The sequence below is a fragment of the Bacillus sp. FSL K6-2431 genome (assembly GCF_038005165.1).
Lineage (GTDB): Bacteria > Bacillota > Bacilli > Bacillales > Bacillaceae > Bacillus > Bacillus pumilus.
In genome coordinates this window covers 938,915-954,113 of sequence record NZ_JBBOSQ010000001.1, presented here as the reverse complement: position 1 = coordinate 954,113, position 15,199 = coordinate 938,915, and the positions used below count along the sequence as shown (strand labels likewise).

Annotated in this window: 17 protein-coding genes; 15 read left to right on the top strand and 2 right to left on the bottom strand. The window is 41.7% G+C overall.

Going from position 1 to position 15,199, the window contains the following annotated elements; all coding sequences use genetic code 11:
* The first annotated feature begins 15 nt into the window (after positions 1-15).
* Positions 16-195 (top strand): YjzC family protein, encoded by a 180-nt coding sequence (locus MHH40_RS04925; RefSeq protein WP_003211282.1) that lies wholly within the window; start codon positions 16-18, stop codon positions 193-195.
* A gap of 170 nt (positions 196-365) precedes the next feature.
* Positions 366-1,631 carry an MFS transporter gene (locus MHH40_RS04920; protein ID WP_253622731.1) on the top strand — a complete coding sequence of 422 codons (1,266 nt, stop codon included), beginning with the start codon at positions 366-368 and terminating at the stop codon, positions 1,629-1,631.
* Between the two features lie 116 nt (positions 1,632-1,747).
* Here MHH40_RS04920 and MHH40_RS04915 read toward each other — a convergent pair whose 3' ends face one another.
* Complete coding sequence (locus MHH40_RS04915) at positions 1,748-1,942, bottom strand: YjzD family protein (RefSeq protein ID WP_003211779.1); 195 nt, start codon at positions 1,940-1,942, stop codon at positions 1,748-1,750.
* Positions 1,943-2,153: 211 nt separating this feature from the next.
* Here MHH40_RS04915 and MHH40_RS04910 point away from each other — a divergent pair, with 211 nt between their 5' ends.
* The 4 genes from MHH40_RS04910 (at position 2,154) to MHH40_RS04895 (ending at position 4,806) form a co-directional block, all read left to right on the top strand.
* A complete protein-coding gene (locus MHH40_RS04910) occupies positions 2,154-2,894 on the top strand; it encodes a hypothetical protein (protein ID WP_050945303.1) in 741 nt (246 codons plus the stop codon).
* A gap of 75 nt (positions 2,895-2,969) precedes the next feature.
* Positions 2,970-3,545, top strand: coding sequence for a nad binding enzyme (locus tag MHH40_RS04905; protein ID WP_268458875.1), 576 nt, complete (start codon positions 2,970-2,972; stop codon positions 3,543-3,545).
* Between the two features lie 90 nt (positions 3,546-3,635).
* Complete coding sequence (locus MHH40_RS04900) at positions 3,636-4,598, top strand: BMP family ABC transporter substrate-binding protein (protein WP_050945301.1); 963 nt, start codon at positions 3,636-3,638, stop codon at positions 4,596-4,598.
* 10 nt (positions 4,599-4,608) lie between these two features.
* On the top strand, positions 4,609-4,806 hold the full coding sequence (locus MHH40_RS04895) for a ComZ family protein (protein ID WP_003211983.1): 198 nt from the start codon (positions 4,609-4,611) through the stop codon (positions 4,804-4,806).
* A gap of 10 nt (positions 4,807-4,816) precedes the next feature.
* Here the strand turns inward: MHH40_RS04895 and MHH40_RS04890 are convergent, their stop codons facing one another.
* Entirely contained in the window at positions 4,817-5,050 is a 234-nt protein-coding gene (locus tag MHH40_RS04890) for a hypothetical protein (RefSeq protein ID WP_212046074.1), read from the bottom strand.
* Between the two features lie 169 nt (positions 5,051-5,219).
* Here MHH40_RS04890 and MHH40_RS04885 point away from each other — a divergent pair, with 169 nt between their 5' ends.
* From MHH40_RS04885 to MHH40_RS04845, 9 genes are all read left to right on the top strand, one after another.
* Positions 5,220-6,158 (top strand): beta-ketoacyl-ACP synthase III, encoded by a 939-nt coding sequence (locus tag MHH40_RS04885; protein ID WP_003212296.1) that lies wholly within the window; start codon positions 5,220-5,222, stop codon positions 6,156-6,158.
* A gap of 21 nt (positions 6,159-6,179) precedes the next feature.
* Complete coding sequence (gene fabF, locus MHH40_RS04880) at positions 6,180-7,421, top strand: beta-ketoacyl-ACP synthase II (protein WP_003211631.1); 1,242 nt, start codon at positions 6,180-6,182, stop codon at positions 7,419-7,421.
* A gap of 77 nt (positions 7,422-7,498) precedes the next feature.
* Entirely contained in the window at positions 7,499-8,293 is a 795-nt protein-coding gene (locus MHH40_RS04875) for a DUF2268 domain-containing protein (RefSeq protein WP_050945299.1), read from the top strand.
* A 170-nt stretch (positions 8,294-8,463) separates the two neighbouring features.
* Positions 8,464-9,444, top strand: a complete 981-nt coding sequence (locus MHH40_RS04870) for an ABC transporter ATP-binding protein (protein ID WP_212046073.1) — start codon at positions 8,464-8,466, stop codon at positions 9,442-9,444.
* The gene (locus tag MHH40_RS04865; RefSeq protein ID WP_340900697.1) at positions 9,441-10,463 is read left to right on the top strand and encodes an ABC transporter ATP-binding protein; all 1,023 of its coding nucleotides are present in this window, start codon (positions 9,441-9,443) and stop codon (positions 10,461-10,463) included. Before MHH40_RS04870 ends, MHH40_RS04865 begins: the two co-directional genes overlap by 4 nt.
* An 83-nt stretch (positions 10,464-10,546) precedes the next feature.
* Complete coding sequence (locus MHH40_RS04860) at positions 10,547-12,181, top strand: peptide-binding protein (RefSeq protein WP_050945295.1); 1,635 nt, start codon at positions 10,547-10,549, stop codon at positions 12,179-12,181.
* A 188-nt stretch (positions 12,182-12,369) separates the two neighbouring features.
* Positions 12,370-13,320, top strand: a complete 951-nt coding sequence (locus MHH40_RS04855; protein ID WP_050945293.1) for an ABC transporter permease — start codon at positions 12,370-12,372, stop codon at positions 13,318-13,320.
* A 33-nt stretch (positions 13,321-13,353) separates the two neighbouring features.
* On the top strand, positions 13,354-14,253 hold the full coding sequence (gene opp4C, locus MHH40_RS04850) for an oligopeptide ABC transporter permease (protein WP_003212337.1): 900 nt from the start codon (positions 13,354-13,356) through the stop codon (positions 14,251-14,253).
* 174 nt (positions 14,254-14,427) lie between these two features.
* On the top strand, positions 14,428-15,180 hold the full coding sequence (locus tag MHH40_RS04845; RefSeq protein WP_050945290.1) for a YjbA family protein: 753 nt from the start codon (positions 14,428-14,430) through the stop codon (positions 15,178-15,180).
* The last annotated feature ends 19 nt before the right edge of the window (positions 15,181-15,199 follow it).

Below are 15,199 nucleotides of genomic sequence, written 5' to 3'. Positions count from 1 at the left end.
GAAAGGAGGATGGAAATGGGTCAGCAGCATCAGTTTAAATCAGGGAATAAAGCACCAAATAATGGTGTGTATGTCGAGATCGGTGAAACCGGCAGTATGGTGAAAGATCCTTTAAAGATTAAGCTTCAAGCAGGCGACGTCTTTCCGGATAACTCGAACCATAACCGTGTTTGGACCTATCAGAGAAAGCCATAAGCAATTGACTAAGAGTCGGCTGGAATAAGTCTTTAGAGGCATGTGTCATGCCTCTTTTTTCTTTATAATAAAAAACAATTAAGTTCAAATTTTCAAATAAATAGTATGAATAAAAGAGAATTTAAGGTAAAATATGTAAGTGAGATTAACTAGTTGAAAGGATTTGTGTGATGGAAAAGACGAATCTCAGTGAAAGTGTTTGGAATAAACGCTTCACCTCATTATTCATATCAAGACTCATTAAAAACACAGGAGAAAGTTTTGCTTTTACATCCGTCCTTTGGCTATTGATTTTGAGAGGGGATGGAGCGCTCGGTACAGGACTTCTCCTAGCAGTAACCGTACTTCCTTCATCTTTGCTAGCCCCAATACTAGGACCTCTTATGAAAAAGCACCATTTGTCTAAATGGATGTTCGCATCAGACGTCGTTCGAGCAACCATTGTACTCATTATTCCGCTACTGCATTTTTCGCATCTATTGCCATTATGGTTATTGATCTCATTAATGGTTATTCAATCGGCAACAGGTGCAGCGTATAACCCAGCCTCGGTGGCGATTTTACCGCAGATTGTACCGAAGCATCTGATTCAAAAAGCAAATGCCATCCTGCAATCTTCTTTTGAAATTGTCGCACTTGCAGCAGTCATGGTCGCTGGTCTCTTAGTCAAATTAATCGGACCTGCAGATACCCTGCTCATCACCACTGCCTTATTCATCATATCCGGCCTGTTTATTATCGGTGTTAAATTAAAGAAAACCGCTGAAGACAAAGCAGCAGGTATAAAACAAGCAAAGAATACATATTTTTATAACTTAAAAAGAGGGTTTCTCGTCGTCAAAAATCATCACATTTTATTTGCACTGACGCTGTATTGTATTTTAATGAATGTCGCTGCAGCTCCGTGGCAGGCACTATCTGCTGTATACGTAGCAGAAGCATTGCAAAGCGATTCTATGGTGTATTCCATTTTAAGAGGTGTTGCTGCAGTCGGCGCGTTTATGATGGGCTTTGCTCTGGCGAAGATAAAAATTAAGAGATTTGGTTTGTTCTTTATTGTCGCTGGTATGATTGAAGGAGCTGCGTTCTTTATCACAGGGATGAGTACATGGCTGCCAGTCGTTCTACTAGCTTCCTTTATATTCGGTGCCGCCGTTAGTGCGATCAATGTACCGGAAATGGTCATTATTCAAACGTCTGTCGACCAAGATGATCAGCCGCAAGTATACGCGGTGATCAATGCTTCATCAAATGTTTTCCTCCCGTTTGCAGCTGTCGTATCAGGCGTTCTGGCAGAAAGATTTGGAGCGGGACCTGTCATTGCTGGCGGCGGGGTCCTTGAAATTTTATCAGGTATCGCGATCTTCCTGTTTACAGGGCTTGCGAAAAGCCATTTGACTCAAGACAAACAGAAGTCCGAAACCGTCGAGGTGTAATCAATAAAAAACCCCCTGTAGCTGCAGGGGGTTTTAGCGTACCGCTTTTCAAGCAAAAAGAAAAAGAGCTAAAATCAAGATCATTTTAGCTCTTTCTCGCATTCATCTCTTACGTATTAAGAGTGTTTTGTTGAACTTTCCGTTTCTTTCATTGGACTTACTTCAGCAAAGATGAATAAAATAACCGTAAACACCACTGCAAGAATAGAAGTCAAAGTAAAGTCATAAGCAGCGCCATTCATCGAAGCAACGATGTAACCAGCCATATGTGTCAGCAGAAAAGTCCAAATGAGGGTGATAATATAATGCATAATCCCACCGTCCTTTATGTAACAATCTATTGATTATCATACCATAGGTACGAGTGAGGGGAAAAGACTGTTTTAGCCTTTATGTGACCATTTTTAGACCTTCTTCTATAAAAATAAAAAGAATTCTTCTGTCATTAGGGGATTTCCTTATTCCTACAAGAGTTGTTGTTCATATCATAGAAAGCAGAATCACTGAAAGGAGGCTGGCCATATGGGTGTAAGCGAACGGTTTTTCCAGCTTGGTTCCCAGTGGAACGTCATTCACCTTCCTCAAAAACCAAATGGCTTTGGCATTCTTATCCTCGGTGACCGAAATCACTTTGTGCAGGAAAATACATCATTCTGGCTTCAGCACTATGGAAGAAACCAGCTTTTAACTGCCTTAAAGGATGAAGGATATACATTGTTTAATAGTCATCTTCATGGGAATCACTGGGGATGCGAAGATGCTGTTTTTAGTACAAAGCAGCTCGTTCATCACACATTAAAACAAGAAATATTAAACCGGGAAATTCATGTGCTGGCAGAGGGGATGGGTGCACTCGTTGCTATGAGCCTTGCTGAAGAGATGCCAGAAGTGCTAAGATCCATTGCGATGGTGAATCCATGTCTGCATCTCTATGCACAACGGGAAAGAGAAAAGGAACACAAATTCTTTTATAAACAGCTAATCAAAGAATTAGCGAAAAGCTACGGCTGCTCTGAAAAGGAAGCGGAAACGTATCCGCTCCCAGCTTTCCCTGTTCATTCTGCTCATGTACCGATTCACATATGGCAAAGACTAAACGGTGCACCCTATGCATATGAACTGCATGCAAAGCCTTTTATTGATCAGCACATGAAGAATCCAGAGCATTGTCAGATCGATCTCACCTTGCATATGTTTGATCATCCGAGAAGAATCTTTCAATCCATTCACAAGTTTTATAAATCGCATGAAAGAGAATTGTGATGAATAGGATGATAACAGCCCTTCATGGAAAGGGCTCTTCTTTTTATTCGATAAGCTAAAAAAGGGGACATGAACATGGAGACAGGACTGATCATAGGGGCAGATGAATTTTTTGGCCTAGCGCTGTGTGAATATATGATGAAAGAGGGCATTCAAATGGATATCACATGCCCTCATGAGCAAACAGAAGAGCAAAAGAGGTTATTAGAAGAACGAATGATGTGGCTTGGCAGAAATGATCTTTTCCGTGTCATTGACCTTCAGGATGGGAAAGACACGTATGATCTGATCTTTATTCAATCAGAAGAACCAGATAAAAGATACGAAGACCTGAAAGCGGCGCAAGGTATGTACCGGGTTCTTTACGAAAAAAACGAAGACGAATCATCCAATCAGAATGTGCCGGCTGTTATTCTACCTCGCATGTTTGGACCATGGACACTTGATAAAGAAAGAACGAAGCGTGATGAGGCATTTTTTGTAGAAGATGTAGCAAGGGATTTGTTCAAATGGGCATCAGGCTCTGAACAAAGACAGGAAATAACACATGAACTGAAGGTAGAAAGACAAACAGATGACAAACAAGTAGAAGAAATGATGGCAGAATGGAAAAGACAAAACTCAACATTTTTCGACAAAAAGCAAGAATGATCTTCCATCTTATCTTTTTTCAGTATAAAATAAACCTATATTTAACATACAGGTTCATGCCTGCATGTGGCAAAGGGAGTTGAACATGGCATGAAGTATCAGCGGCTTGTCATGATCTTTTCGTTCCTTCTCCTATTATCTGCCTGCTCACAGGCACCTTTAAAAGGACAGATTGAGAAGGTGGGTTTACTCGTCCCCGATACAATTAATGATCAAGTTTGGGGAACGAAAGGTTATAAAGGCTTATTAAATATTCAATCAACATTTGGTGTAGATGTTTATTATAAGGAAGGAATGGTCGACAAAGAGAAAATCGTTGATGCCATTGAAGAATTTCACAAAAAAGGAGTCAATTTGATTATTGGCCATGGCAGTGAATACAGCGAAATTTTCAACATCATTAGTGAAGATTATCCGAAAACACAATTTATCACGGTAAATGGAAACAAGCCTCAGGCGGATAATGTTGCGAATGTGACGTTTAAAGGTGAAGCGATGGGCTTTTTCGGAGGCATGACAGCAGCACATATGTCAAAATCAAAAAAGATTGGTATTCTTGCTACATATGATTGGCAAAGCGAAGTAGACGGCTTTATTAAAGGTGCAAAATATCAAGATGAACATGTACAAGTGCTTGCCGAGTTTGTTGAAAACTGGGATGATGCGGACAAAGCCGTGGAGCTCTATCGAAAATTGGAAAAACAGGGCGTAGATGTTGTATATCCAGCAGGTGATGGTTATAATATCCCTGTCATTGAACAAATCAAAGCCGATAATTTATCAGCGATCGGATATGTCACCGATCAATCCAACCTCGGCAGCCATACCGTCTTAACAAGCACAGTCCAGCATGTGGATAAAGCGTATAGTATTATTGCGAAGAAATTTAATGAAGGCAAGCTAAATGCACAAGGTGAGTACTCCTTTGACTTTAAAGAAGGAGTGATCGAAATGGGGAAATTTAGTTCCACCATTGACCGTGCTTTTTTGAAAGACATTGAAAGTGATATTGCGTCTTACAAAAAAACTGGCAAACTGCCAAATGAAAAGTGAGGATACAACGATGCAGCACGAAAAATCGATGGAGTTTTTACAAATTGCCATGAAGTATTTTCCGCAGGCAAAAGAAGAATTAGATAAAGCAGGTATTCAGCTTGAGCCCGAAGCTCTTCAGCCGCTTTTATCATTGTTTACATCTGTTATGCAAGAGGCATATGAGCTTGGAAAAGCAGATGCAGAATCAGAAAAAGCCACAGAATAGTGGCTTTTTTTTATGATAATTTTTTCTTGAAGGCACTAATCATAGGGCCAACATCTTTAAACACAGGCTTCAGCTCATCGATGGAGTTCATAATGTTCCCAATTTGGTTCATGACATGCATGTAGTCAATGGACTCTTCACTTGAAGTTGTCTCCACGCGTTCCTCCTTTGCTTCTTCCTTGCTTTTCTCCTTTTCAAGCGGCTGTCCAAACATCATAGCCGAAAAAATATCTTTTTGCGCCATATCAAATGCTCCTTTCTACGATTGGTATATCAATAATCTATGAAAAAAGTGAGAGGAAAGGTTAGACGTTTGTATTGCCAAGGAGAAAAAAATAAGTTAAAATTAGTACCAGATACTAATATAAGATCACAATATCACATGCTCGTATGAGTAAAAGGAGTCTTATTCAATGAATGCTGGAATTATTGGCCTTGGCCGCTATATACCTGAAAAAGTGTTAACAAATCTTGATTTAGAAAAAATGGTTGAAACTTCTGACGAATGGATTCGTACTAGAACAGGTATAGAAGAAAGAAGAATTGCTTCTGATGATGTCAATACATCACATATGGCGCTTGCTGCTGCAAAAAAAGCATTAGCTGACGCAAATGTAGCTGCAGAAGATATCGATATGATTCTTGTGGCGACAGTCACGCCAGATCAATCATTTCCGACAGTCGCTTGTATGATTCAAGAGCAGCTCGGTGCACATAAAGCATGTGCAATGGATATTAGCGCTGCGTGTGCTGGCTTTATGTATGGGCTTGTTACTGGAAAACAATTTATCGAATCAGGTACGTTCAAGCACGTGCTCGTCGTTGGCGTTGAAAAACTTTCTCGCATTACCGACTGGGATGATCGCAATACTGCTGTTCTGTTTGGAGATGGAGCAGGTGCTGCTGTGTTAGGAGAGGTCAGCGAAGGGAAAGGAATTCTCTCATTTGAGCTTGGAGCCGATGGAAGAGGCGGTAAGCACTTGTACTTAGATGAAAAAGATCATACAATCATGAATGGACGAGAAGTATTTAAATTTGCTGTAAGACAAATGGGCGAGTCAAGCGTAAACGTCATCGAAAAAGCTGGACTATCAAAAGAAGACGTTGACTTCTTGATCCCGCATCAAGCAAATATTCGCATTATGGAAGCAGCCCGCGAACGCCTAGAGCTGCCAGTTGAAAAAATGTCGAAGACAGTCCATAAATATGGAAACACATCAGCAGCATCCATTCCGATTTCACTATGTGAAGAAATCGAAGCCGGAAAAATTCATGACGGCGATGTGATTGTAATGGTAGGTTTTGGTGGCGGATTAACGTGGGGCGCAATCGCTATGCGATGGGGCCGATAAAAGAGTGAGGTGCACAAATTAATGGATAAAAAACGAGTAGTTGTTACAGGATTGGGTGCTTTGACACCTCTTGGCAACGATGTAGAATCAACATGGAAAAATGCTTTAGCAGGTGTATCAGGAGTTGGACCAATCACACGTGTCGACTCAAGTGAATATACAGCAAAAGTGGCTGCAGAATTAAAAGATTTTAACATTGAAGATTACATGGAGAAAAAAGAAGCACGAAAAATGGCACGCTTCACACAATATGCAGTCGTTGCTGCTCAAAAGGCGCTAGAAGATTCACGTCTTGAAATCACAGATGAAATCGCACCGCGTGTTGGTGTATGGGTTGGATCTGGTATTGGCGGACTTGAAACATTTGAAGAGCAGTTTGAAGTGTATTCAAATAAAGGGGCAAGACGCGTAAGCCCGTTCTTCGTTCCAATGATGATTCCAGATATGGCAACAGGCCAAATTTCAATTGCACTTGGCGCAAAAGGGGTTAACTCTTGTACTGTCACAGCATGTGCAACAGGAACAAACTCAATTGGTGATGCATTTAAAGTCATTCAGCGCGGAGATGCAGATGCGATGATCACAGGCGGAACAGAAGCGCCGTTAACAAAAATGTCGTTTGCTGGCTTCTGTGCGAACAAAGCTCTTTCGACAAATCCTGATCCAGAGACAGCAAGCCGTCCATTTGACAAAAACCGTGACGGATTTGTGATGGGTGAGGGTGCAGGGATTGTCGTTCTTGAAGAACTTGAGCATGCATTAAAACGTGGCGCGACGATTTATGCAGAAATTGTTGGATATGGATCAACTGGAGATGCGTATCATATTACAGCACCGGCTCCAAACGGAGAAGGCGGCGTACGCGCAATGAAAGAAGCGATTCGAGATGCTGGTTTGTCTGTGGAAGAAATTGATTATATCAATGCCCACGGAACAAGCACACCGTACAATGATAAATTTGAAACAATGGCGATTAAAGAAGTGTTCGGAGAGCATGCGAATCAGCTTGCGATCAGTTCGACAAAATCGATGACAGGTCACTTACTTGGCGCAGCAGGTGGAGTAGAAGCTATTTTCTCTGTGCTTGCGATTAAAGACAGCGTTATTCCTCCAACCATTAACCTTGTAACACCGGATGAAGAATGTGATCTTGATTATGTGGCAAATGAAGCACGTTCAAAAGAAGTACAAGTGGCTCTAAGTAACTCACTTGGCTTTGGCGGACATAATGCGACAATTATCTTTAAAAAATACGAAGCGTAATATTTCCTAAGAAGGCGGCGATCTATAATCAGATCGCCGCTTTTTTGCATATGATGAAAATGGAGGTGTTTAGTAGTATGGGTCTAGTCAATACACAATATCTCATTCATCAATCTTCATCATTTCAGGAGCTTGCGTCGCGCTTTGTTCCTTATTTTAAAGGGGCGGAGGAAAAAGAATGGTCCTCTATTCTCTCCCACCTGCAACATCACGGCATGATTCGGTCTTTTCGATCATGCAAAGACATGATCGACAAGCTCAAAGAAAAAGGGTACTTCCAGCTCGTCATGAAAGAATACCGGGCGCTGCAAAAGCAGTGGAAAGGCCCTGACATTCCAGTCTTTATTTTGCCAGTCAATGAGAGCAGTAAAGAAATTAGAGAGCAATTTTATTATCAATCCGGCATGGCATTTGACGACAAGGTCTTTCTCTTTTTGTCGCCAAATACCCCGAAAGAACGTATCGGCACATTGCTGACTCATGAATATCACCATGTATGTAGGTTGCATTTTCTCACGAAAGAAGAAAAAGATTTTACATTCCTTGATACAATCATGATGGAAGGGCTCGCTGAATATGCTGTGTATCATAGATACGGAGAAAGCTATACAGCCAAATGGACCACTCTCTATGACGAAACGCAGCTTCAGCGTATGTATCAGAAATGGGTATCCAGTCATCTTGATCAAAAAGTGCAGGACGACGAAAGACTGATACAGAACCTCCTTTATGGAAAAGGGAACTACCCCAAAATGCTTGGTTACGCCACTGGGTTTTATATCGTGAAAAAGTATTTCAGCGAACACAGAATCAGCGAGGAGTCTATGATTGCAGAGCCGTCCGAAACTTTTTTAAAGGCGATAGACTCATAAAGTGAATGATTCACACAAAAAGAGACATATTACAAATTTACTAAATTCTTCTTGATTTCGTCATAACAATGTAATAATATACAAATATAAATTTTGATAATTCTTTTTATTCGAAAAAGATGAAATTTTTAGATTTTGTTCTATTGATTGATGGTGAAAGGGGCGAATACATGACCACGCTGCTTGAAGTGCAGAACTTAAAAACCTATTTTTTTAGAAAAAAAGAAGCGATACCTGCTGTAGATGGCGTTGATTTCAGTATCAACAGAGGAGAAACTGTCGCATTAGTCGGTGAGTCTGGATCTGGTAAAAGCATTACGTCCTTATCCATTATGGGCTTGATTAACGGCACTGGTGGAAAAATTATGGACGGTTCCATCAAGCTAGATGGCAAGGATCTCGTTACATATGGTGAAAAGGAATTATGCAGCATTCGTGGTAATGACGTGTCGATGATCTTTCAGGAACCCATGACCTCACTTAATCCCGTCCTAACCATCGGGGAACAAATAACAGAAATCCTCATCTATCACAAAAAACTTTCAAAAAAAGAAGCGACAAAAAAAGCGATTGACCTGCTGAAGCTTGTTGGTTTTTCCAGACCGGAACAAATCATCAAAGATTACCCGCACCGTTTATCAGGCGGCATGCGGCAAAGAGTGATGATTGCCATTGCGCTAAGCTGTGATCCGAAGCTCCTCATTGCAGATGAACCGACAACTGCCCTAGATGTTACGATTCAAGCCCAGGTGCTCACATTGATGAAAGATTTATGCACGACATTTGGTACATCGATTCTCCTCATCACTCATGATCTAGGTGTCGTGTCTGAAGTGGCAGATCGAGTCATTGTCATGTACTGCGGACAGGTTGTTGAAAATGGGACCGTCGAAGAATTATTTGATCAGCCGCTGCATCCTTACACAGAAGGGCTGCTTGAATCGATTCCTGTCATTGACGGAGACATACAGCCGCTAACAGCAATAAAAGGGAATGTCCCTGCACCGGATCAGCTTCCAGCCGGCTGCCGATTTGCTCCTAGATGCCCGCAAGTGAAGGAGCGCTGCCTAGGTGAACTGCCTAAACTGAGGACTTTTGAAAATGGCAGAAGCGTCAGATGCTTCTTATATGAGGAGGCAGACCAAACATGACCCTTGCTCAAAATCAACCACATGCAACAGATCTAATAGAGAAAGAAACCATAATTGAACTGAAACAAATCAAAAAACATTTTCCGATTAAAGCAGGCGTCTTTCAGAAGAAAGTCGGTGCAGTCAAAGCTGTTGACGGCATAGATTTGAAGATTTATAAAGGTGAAACGTTAGGGATAGTGGGGGAATCAGGATGCGGTAAATCAACATTAGGCCGGACCATGATTCGTTTATATGAGCCAACTGACGGTCAAATCCTTTTTAAAGGGCAAGATATCTCCCGTGTATCAGAATTAAAGCTAAGACAATCAACACGAAAAAACATCCAAATGGTTTTTCAAGATCCCTTTGCATCACTCAACCCTAGAAAAACACTTCGAAGCATCATCAAAGAACCCTACAAAACACACCACTTATATTCCTTAAAAGAAAGAAATGAAAAAGTAGAACAGCTTTTATCAAAGGTGGGCCTTCATCCAAGCTTTGCAAATCGCTATCCCCACGAATTTTCTGGCGGGCAGAGGCAGCGAATCGGCATTGCTCGTGCGCTTGCCATGAATCCTGAAATGATTATCGCAGATGAGCCGGTTTCAGCACTTGATGTATCCATTCAGGCGCAGGTGATTAATCTGATGGAGGAACTTCAGGAGGAATTTGACCTGACCTATCTATTTATCTCTCACGACTTAAGTGTGGTCAGGCACATTAGTGATCGAGTCGGCGTGATGTATCTCGGCAAAATGATGGAGCTTGCCGATAAGCACAGCTTGTACGATGAACCGCTCCACCCATATACACAGGCATTGCTTTCTTCTGTCCCTGTTACCCGTAAAAAAGGTCAGATCAAAAGAGAACGGATCATGCTTCAAGGCGATCTGCCAAGTCCTGCAAATCCGCCAAAAGGGTGCGTATTTCATACAAGATGCCCGTATGCGAAACAAATCTGTAAAGAAAAAATACCAGCATTTCAAGAATTAAAACCAAACCACTTCGTTGCCTGTCACCTCTACGACGCTTAATCGGCTTGGATGAATTCATCTTTGAGAGGGGGGATGAAGCGGCATCTGTCGTCATTTCTAAAAAAGGATAGGGGGAATTGTATATGAAAGGTAGAAATAGAAAATCCATATTGATTAGTTTACTGCTGATCTTCACGCTCATGCTTGCGGCTTGCTCTAGTGGAAATAAAACCTCTGGAGACAGTGAAAAGAAATCCACCGGTAAACCTGTACAGGGCGGAGATCTTGTCATCGGTTCCATTGCAGAACCAACATTATTTAACTCGCTGTATTCAACAGATGTGGCTAGCTCTGATATTGAAGAAAGAATTTACAGCTTCTTACTTCAAACTGATGGAAAGTTGAACCCTCAGTTATCACTCGCAGAAGATATTAAAGAATCTGATGACGGGAAGCAGTTTGATGTGACCATTAAAAAAGGCGTAAAGTTTCATGATGGAGAAGAATTGACAGCTGATGATGTTGTGTTTACATACAGCATTCCGATCAATAAGGACTACAACGGGGAGCGCGGATCAGGATTTGAAGTATTAGATTCAGTTAAAAAGACAGGGGATTACTCAATCGAATTCAAGCTCAATAAAAAAGATCCCTATTTTTATAATGTCACACTAGGAAGCTACGGCATTTTGCCTAAGCATATTTTAGGTGATGTGCCTATAAAAGATCTCGGTGAAAATGAATTTAACCGAAAAAAACCAATTGGTTCAGGTCCATTTAAATTTGCCGAGTGGAAAGAAGGCGACTACGTGAAACTAGAAGCCTTTGACGATTATTGGGATGGACGTCCATATCTTGATACCGTCACGATTAAAACGATTCCTGATCAGAACGCAGCAATTGCCCAGCTTTCAGCAGGTGATATTGATTTCTTTGCTGTACCGGGAGCAGAGCTGCAAACGGCTGAAAAAGTCAGCAACATTAAAATTGAATCTGATTTAGGGCTCAATTATTCATACATTGGCTGGAACCAGAAAAATGATCTCTTTAAAAGTAAAAAGGTCCGCCAGGCGCTGACACATGCCATTGATCGCCAAACGATTGTCGATCAAGTGTTAGATGGAGACGGCAAAGTAGCCAACATTCCAGAAAGTCCGCTGTCATGGAACTACCCTAAAAATGAAAGTGTTCCAGTGTTTGAATTTGATCAAGAAAAAGCGAAAAAGATGCTGAAAGAAGAGGGCTGGGAGGATACAGATGGAGATGGCTATCTTGATAAGGATGGCAAGAAATTCTCCTTTGTTATAAAGACCAACCAAGGAAACAAAGTCCGTGAAGACATTGCTGTCGTTGTCCAGCAGCAGCTCAAAGAAATTGGTGTGGAAGCGAAGCCGCAAATTGTGGAATTCAGTGCACTCATTGAGCAGACGACACCGCCTAAGTGGGATTATGATGCGCTGCTGCTCGGCTGGAGCCTTGCCACATTCCCTGATCAATTCAGCATCTTCCACTCAAGCCAGTCAGAAAAAGGCTTGAATAACATCTGGTATAAAAATAAAGAGGTCGATAAGCTGTTAGTAGATGCCAAGAACTTAAGCGATCGAAAAGAATATTCAAAGGCATATGAAAAAATTTATGAATTGATCGCAGAAGATCAGCCATATACGTTCCTTTATTATGCCAACTCACATCGCGCGATGCCATCTAATCTCCAAGGCTACTCTTACCACCCGAAAGATGAGTATTACAAAATCGAGAAATGGTGGATTGAACAGTAGGCTGCTAGTGAAAGAAGAGGAAAGTTCTCTCCTTTTAGCGTGAAGATATACCCTTTCATTCACCGAGCACCAGTTAGATTGAGAGGGTTCTCATATCACGATGCAATGAAGACAGAGGGCTAAAAGAAAGATCATTTTAGCCCTTTTTCATCACAGTATGGCGATCCGATGAAAAAGGAGTTGTGCATATGGTTACATATATCATTAGAAGGACACTGCTTTCCATTCCCATCTTATTTGGGATTACCATTTTGTCCTTCGCCATTATGAAAGCAGCACCAGGCGATCCGATGTCACTTATGATGGACCCAACCATTAGTGCGGCAGACCGGGAAGCTTTTATTGATAAGTACGGCTTGAACGACCCTGAATATGTGCAGTATATGAAATGGCTTGGCAATATGCTTCAAGGTGACTTTGGCACCTCCATTGTTAAAAAGGGAACGCCTGTGGCTGATTTGATTTTTGCCCGGCTGCCAAATACCCTCATCCTCATGATCTTTTCTACATTAGTCGCCCTGATTATCGCCATCCCATTCGGTGTTCTTTCGGCAAAACGTCCATATACAAAGCTAGACTATGGCATTACATTTACATCTTTTATCGGACTGGCTATTCCGAACTTTTGGTTTGGACTCATTCTAATAATGGTTTTATCTGTGAATTTAGGATGGTTCCCAACAGGCGGCGTCTCTACCTTAAACGCCGATTTTAATGTATTTGACCGGCTTCATCACATCATTTTACCAGCCTTTGTTTTAGCAACCGCTGATATGGCAGGGCTCACCCGGTACACAAGGTCGAGTATGCTTGATGTCATGAGGCAGGATTACATTCGTACCGCAAGAGCGAAAGGCTTTCGAGAAAACAAAGTCATTTTCAAGCACGGGTTAAGAAACGGTCTTATGCCTGTCATTACGATTTTCGGATTGATGATTCCATCCTTTATTGGTGGTGCAGTCGTAGTGGAACAAATTTTCACTTGGCCAGGGCTTGGAAAGCTGTTCATTGATTCTGCTTTTTCGAGAGATTATCCGGTCATTATGGCGATGACTGTTATTTCCGCAGTGCTCGTGGTGGTTGGAAATTTAATTGCGGATATTCTCTATGCGATCGTTGATCCGCGTATTGAATATTAGAAGGGAGCTGAAGCACAATTGGCACAGCCTAATATGGGAACACCTCCTGTTGATCTCAAATTAAAGGAGGGTCTTCCGCCAAAGCCAGAGACGATGCTGCGTTTATTTTGCGAGAAATTTTTCAAAAATAAATTGGCGGTTGCCGGCTCCGTGATCTTATTGGTCATTATCTTTTCAGCCATTTTCGCTCCTGTGATTGCCCCTTACGCACCAGAGCAGCAAGATTTATTAAAACGGCTCCAGCCGCCAAGTGTTGAGCATTTGATGGGAACTGACAAGTTTGGCCGCGATATTTTCTCAAGGGTGCTTTATGGCGCGAGGGTCTCTTTATTAGTCGGTTTCGTTTCGGTGGTCGGTGCGATTACCATTGGCACTGTGGTCGGAGCGGTAGCGGGGTATTTCAAAGGATTTGTTGATTCCTTGTTAATGAGATTTGTGGATGTCGTGTTGTCGATTCCCGACATTTTTCTCTTGATCACGCTCGTTACTATTTTCAAACCGGGCATTGATAAATTGATTTTAATCTTTGCTTTGACCGGATGGACCACAACCGCGAGACTGATCCGCAGTGAATTTTTATCACTGCGAACAAGAGAATTCGTACTCGCAGCAAGAACCATTGGAACGAAAAACCATGTCATCATCTTTTCGCATATTTTACCGAACTGTATCGGTCCTATTATTGTGTCAGCTACATTAAAAGTAGGTTCCGTCATTTTAGCCGAATCAACACTGAGCTATCTAGGGTTTGGCATACAGCCGCCAACAGCGAGCTGGGGCAACATGCTGCAAGATGCACAAAACTTCTCGATTATGGTGCAAGCGTGGTGGTATCCGCTCTTCCCAGGTTTACTGATATTGCTGACCGTTTTATGCTTTAATTTCTTAGGAGATGGGCTGAGAGATGCGCTTGATCCTAAAAAGTTAAAGTAATGCCTCATTTTTATGACAAGATGAAAGGGACTCTGCGACACCCTTTCTTTTCTTTATGTCATCAAGAAAAGCATGCCAGCATTCGCTCTGCTTGAAGTTTAATAAAGTTGGAATAATTTCTCTATCCCTTGCCCATACTGTGGACAACAGTTTTTATAAAGTGAGGGATTGGTTATGTTATTTCTTCATGACGTATGGGTGAATTGGTTTGAAGGGGAAGAAAATGGCTACAATGTGTGTCATTTTCATGAGTGGCGCAAGGAGGACAGTGTGGAGCTGTTAGATCAAGTACCTTTACTCAAGGTGCAGAGTCCTTTGTATGATTACATAGAGAATGATCTTTCAGAGCTGCCGAAGACGCTGCTAGAATCTGTTTTTGAGAAATCATATATTCGAAAAAATCATGAACGGCGTAAATTAGAATATTGCTTTGTGGTGACAGACGGCATACGAATTATTGCTGTGGATACGATTGGGTATTCTATTCCTGTGAGGAAAAGCCGCTTAATCCCAAGGCAGGAGCAATTGGTGTATGAAATGGTGAAGGATGTGAAGGCTGAGGAATATGAATTCTCTCAGGACCGTCTTGAGTCGGCGAAGGAGTATCACATTTTGTCTTTGCCGCCGCAGCACATCAGCGGATTAACGAGAAAAGAAAGACAGCTGAAGCAGCTAATGTTTATGGCGCTCGATCAATTAAAAGGTCTTCAAAACAGGGCGGAGATTGCGTATTGGTATACGGAATGGAATCCGCGCATGTACAATCAAATCAAACGAATGTCATTCGAAGAGATTTGGAACATGCTTTACAATGAAACCATTGATGGATGGTCAGAGAATCATTTAGCATTTTGTGAAAAAATGATTAAGGGACAGCCGTTTTTTGAAAAGCTTTGGGAAATGGAAAACGAATCAAAGGTGAATTAGAAAAAGCTTGCAGCGTGAT